Annotated in this window: 1 protein-coding gene; it reads left to right on the top strand. The window is 43.4% G+C overall.

The features are described from left to right. The coding region (locus WG8_RS28865; protein WP_007432133.1) for an NEAT domain-containing protein at positions 1-692 on the top strand (692 nt) is incomplete at both ends.

The raw sequence follows: 692 nt of genomic DNA, 5'->3' as shown, positions 1-692 counted from the left end.
ACCGATGCTGATATTGTAAGTGAGGACAAGACAGCCAATACCCGTGTAGTGAAATTTAAGGTAGCGGATTTGGATACTATTTTAAATGCGCAAGTACATGTAAGCACGACCTATCCAGGTGGGGTTTATGAGATGGATCATAAGCTTCGTCTTCAATTCGACAAGAGCAGCATTACTGAAAATGGTACCTCTCCAGAAACAGGCTCCAATTTGGACTTCACCTTTTTGAAGGATGGCACGAATGAAAAGTCTGTAATGGATGGCTATACGGAGAAACCAGGCGTTTTGATTGAACGTGATGGGAAGAAGTATGTTCGTTTTACCTTGAAAAATAGCAAGCAGATTGATGGCTTCAAGGTAGAGCAAAACGGAGTATTATCCAATGTAGCCACAGTAAGTGAAGATCAAACTGCGAATACACGAGTGATCGAATTTGAAGTGAAAGAAGTACCTGCCAAGCTGAATGCATGGGTAAGCATCAACTGGCCTGAGCTAAACTACGTGGAAACCTATAATGTTGATCTCCAGTTGGGCTCTGTAACTGCACCACCGACTATCGCAGATGGAACGTATTCGATTAACTTTAACACCCTGCACGCAACCAAAGATCAGCCATCGGCCATGGCACAATATCTGTTGTCTCCGGCAACCTTGACGGTATCCAAAGGGCAAAAAGAAGTTTCCTTTACCAT

Origin of the sequence: Paenibacillus sp. Aloe-11 (assembly GCF_000245715.1) — a bacterium.
Taxonomy (GTDB): domain Bacteria; phylum Bacillota; class Bacilli; order Paenibacillales; family Paenibacillaceae; genus Paenibacillus; species Paenibacillus kribbensis.
This window is presented reverse-complemented; position numbering and strand designations above follow the sequence as displayed.